Below are 3,210 nucleotides of genomic sequence, written 5' to 3'. Positions count from 1 at the left end.
GCGTGCCCCGCGTGAACGGGCGGGGCGGGCACCTCCGGCGCGCCCCGTCCGTTCACGCGGGGCACGCAGCACCCCCACACGAGGAGCGAGACGACCGGTGGCCATCGACTACTCCAAGAAGCGCGACGAACCGCAGCCGCAGCAGGCGCCGTCCGGCGGCGGTGGCGTGTCGCTGAGCAAGGTGACGCTGACGAAGGCGGCGCCGAAGGTCTCGCTCACCAAGTCCGGCGGCGCCGGCGGCACCCTGAAGGTGCACCTGGCGTGGAACGCGCGCCCCGCGCAGGCGCCCTCCGGCGGCGGCTTCCTGTCCAAGCTGAAGCAGGCCGCCTCCGGCGGCTCCGGCGGCATCGACCTCGACCTCGGCGCCCTGTACGAGTTCAGCGACGGCTCCAAGGGCGTCGTGCAGGCCCTGGGCAACGCCTTCCGCGACCTCGGCAGCGGCGAGCCCCTGGTCTGGCTGGACGGCGACGACCGCCGCGGCGGCGGCGGGGAGAACCTCTACGTCGACCTGCGCGACCCCTCGCGCCTCAAGCGCGTCCTCGTCTTCGCGTTCATCTACGAGGGCGTGCCGAACTGGGCCGCCGCCGACGGCGTGGTCACCCTGCACCCGGCCGGCGGCCCCGAGGTCGAGGTGCGCCTGGACGAGCACGACGACCGCTCCCCGATGTGCGCGATCGCCCAGCTCGTCTCCGACGGCCGCGAGGTGTCCGTGCAGCGCGAGGTCCGCTACGTGCAGGGCGGGCAGAAGGCCCTGGACGAGGCGTACGGCTGGGGCATGCGCTGGCAGACCGGCCGCAAGTGAGCCGCTGAGCGCGCCGGCCGGGCCCCGCGCCCGGCCGGCGCGCTCACGCCCGCGGCAGCGGCAGCGTCAGGACGGTGCCGCCGGCCTCGTCGACGACCTCGAAGGCCACCGCGTCCGCGCGCAGCACCGCCGCCTGCATGTCGCACGTCAGCTCCCGCGCGCCCACGCCCAGGAACTCCCCGGCCGGCAGCGCCGCGCCGTCCACCGTGCGCACCAGCGCCCGGTACGTGCGCCCCGGCGCGAAGCCGGTGGCCGCGAACGTCACCTCCACCCCCCACGTGTGGGGCACCACCACCGCCGGGCCGGCCGCGCGCACGTCCGCGGCCACCACGGTCAGCGGCAGCCGCTCCACGAGCACCGCGGGCGCCGCCGCCGGCGGCGCGGGGTCCGGGCGGGTCAGGCCGTAGGTGACGCCGCTGGCGACCCCGGCCGCCAGCACCGCCGCCGCGGCCGGCACCAGCACCGCGCGCCGGAGCCCCCGCCGGGCCAGCCGGCGCTCGCGGTGCTCGCGCAGCAGCGACTCCTCGCGCACCGCCGTCAGCACCCGCTCGCCCAGCGCGCGCGGCGGCGCCGCCGGGCCGGGCAGCCGGTCGGGGTCCACCAGCCGCAGGTCCGCGGCCAGCGGCGCCAGCTCGGCCAGCTCCGCGCGGCACTCCGGGCAGCCGTCCAGGTGCGCGCGCAGGCGCGGCACCTCCTCCGGCGGCAGCAGCCCCAGCGCGTAGACGCCCAGCTGCTCGCGCAGCTCCCGGTGGGTGCCGGCCCCGCTCACGGCTCCACCCCCATCTCGTCCATCGCCACCCGCAGCGCCTTCAGCCCGTAGAACACCCGGCTGCGCACCGTGCCCACGGGCACGCCCAGCTCGGCGGCCACCTCGCCCGGCGGCCGGTCCTTCAGGTACGTCTCCACGATGGCCGTGCGGTGCTCGGCGGACAGCCGGCGCAGCGCCTCCTCCACCACCCAGCCGCGCAGCAGGCGCTCGCCGGGGTCCTCGGACGGCTGCCCCGCGCCGTCCCCGGCCGCGTCGGCCACGTCCGCCACGAGCGCACCCTGCCAGGGCCGCACGCCCGCGGCGCGCACGTGGTCCAGCACGGCGTTGCGGGCGATGGCGAACAGCCACGTCCGCAGGCTCGCCAGCGCCGGGTCGTAGCGCTCCGCGGAGCGCCACGCGCGCAGGAAGGTCTCCTGCACGACGTCCTGCGCGGCGGCCGGGTCGCCCAGGCAGCGCAGCGCGAAGCGGTGCAGCTCGGCGCCGTGCGCGGCGTAGGCGCGGGCGACGTCCGCCTCCTCGTGCAGGCCGGCGTCGTGCGGACCGGCGTCGCCGGGCGCGGCGGTGTGCCGCCCGCGCCGCCCCTGCCGCAGTCCCATCGCGCTCCCCGCCCCGCTCGTGCCGTCCGTGGTGCTCGTGCCCCTCGTCCTGCTGGTCCTGCTGGTCCTGCTGGTCGTGCTGGTCGTGCTGGTCCTGCCCGGGCGGCCCGGCGGCCCCCCTCCCCCGCCGCCGGGCCGCGTCCGGGGTCAGGGCAGGCGCAGCGCCAGGTCCGTGACCGCTGCGTCCAGGTGCCCCTCCTGCGTCGCCTTCCCCGTCAGCAGCGACACCTCGTGCACGGTGGTGCGCCCGGCGTGCGCGCCGGTGCCGGGGACGAGCGCGTACGCGGTGGTGCCCGAGACGTCGAAGCCGACGTCGCCGGTGAGGTCCACGCCGAGCTCGCCGGTGGCCGCGAGCGTGCCCGAGTTCGCGGGCGACTGCACGGCCACCTGGTCGGTGGCGGTGCTCAGCACGAACAGCGTGGTGGCCGTGGCCGGGTCGAGGTCGTTGTTCGTGTAGGCCGCGGCGGTGACGCCCGTGGTGGTGCCGGCCGCCGGCGGGCTGCTCAGCGGGGTGTCGGCGACCGTGGCGGCGCCCGCGGTGGCGAACGGCTGGCGCAGGTTCTGGCCGGTGTCGCTGACCACGCGCAGGGCGTCGGCCACCGGGTTGAAGTCCACGCCGAACGCGGTGCCCTCCAGCGGCACCGTCAGGCGGCGGTCCAGGCGGGCCTTCGCGGTGTGCACGTCCAGGACGTACACCCCGCCCCGGTCGCCCACGCCGTACACCTGGCGGTCCTGCGCGCGCGCGTCGATGCCGACGAGCCGGGTGTCCTGCACCAGGCCGGTGATCGTCCCGGTCGGGCGCACCCCCCGGGGCGCGGAGGCGGAGAACGTCACCAGCTGCGTGCCGTCGACGAGGCCGACGGCACGCGGCGAGCGGTCCCGCTCCTGGCCGCGCCGGCCGCTGTCGGCCGCGGCGGCGGTGGGGACGAGGACGGCGGCGGCCGCGGCGGCGGCGACGATCGCGGTACGGGTTCGCACGGGTTCCTCCAGTCGGTGGTGCCCGGCGTCCGTGCCGGGCTCGACGGTGGGTACGCGCCCCGCCC

4 protein-coding genes are annotated in these 3,210 nt (G+C 78.1%); 1 reads left to right on the top strand and 3 read right to left on the bottom strand.

Annotated features, from left to right (window positions below):
- Positions 1–97 precede the first annotated feature (97 nt).
- Positions 98–802, top strand: coding sequence for a TerD family protein (locus tag GTR00_RS17625; RefSeq protein ID WP_166612881.1), 705 nt, complete (start codon positions 98–100; stop codon positions 800–802).
- 43 nt (positions 803–845) lie between these two features.
- Here the strand turns inward: GTR00_RS17625 and GTR00_RS17620 are convergent, their stop codons facing one another.
- The 3 genes from GTR00_RS17620 to GTR00_RS17610 form a co-directional block, all read right to left on the bottom strand.
- On the bottom strand, positions 846–1,571 hold the full coding sequence (locus GTR00_RS17620) for an anti-sigma factor family protein (protein WP_166612880.1): 726 nt from the start codon (positions 1,569–1,571) through the stop codon (positions 846–848).
- Positions 1,568–2,167 carry a sigma-70 family RNA polymerase sigma factor gene (locus tag GTR00_RS17615; protein ID WP_240900536.1) on the bottom strand — a complete coding sequence of 200 codons (600 nt, stop codon included), beginning with the start codon at positions 2,165–2,167 and terminating at the stop codon, positions 1,568–1,570. Before GTR00_RS17615 ends, GTR00_RS17620 begins: the two co-directional genes overlap by 4 nt.
- A 147-nt stretch (positions 2,168–2,314) precedes the next feature.
- Complete coding sequence (locus GTR00_RS17610; RefSeq protein WP_166612879.1) at positions 2,315–3,145, bottom strand: DUF4394 domain-containing protein; 831 nt, start codon at positions 3,143–3,145, stop codon at positions 2,315–2,317.
- Between the last annotated feature and the right edge of the window lie 65 nt (positions 3,146–3,210).

This window comes from Kineococcus indalonis (assembly GCF_009906395.1).
GTDB lineage: Bacteria > Actinomycetota > Actinomycetes > Actinomycetales > Kineococcaceae > Kineococcus > Kineococcus indalonis.
Note: the sequence above shows the minus strand (reverse complement) of the source record. Positions and strands in the feature narration are given on the sequence as shown.